A 258-nucleotide genomic window follows, 5' to 3' on the forward strand; every position below is an offset into this window, starting at 1 on the left:
CGCCGTAAGGGCGGAACCAAAAGTCGCCGTGACCGCAGCAACGGATATGTACCCATTCCCCTTGTGGGAGCGAGCTTGCTCGCGAAGGAGCTCAACGATAACGCGTGCTACCTGGATAAAACGTAGCGCCCATACATTTTGACCTTGCCCCCGAGAAACGTATCCCTTAACCCGGCGTCGGGGTTGAGTATCTAAGGTTGTTGCATTTGCCAGTTCTTCTCGTATTGCATCGGGCTTACGTAAAGCAGAGTCGAGTGC

This window comes from Pseudomonas sp. DSP3-2-3, from assembly GCF_049898225.1.
Lineage (GTDB): Bacteria > Pseudomonadota > Gammaproteobacteria > Pseudomonadales > Pseudomonadaceae > Aquipseudomonas.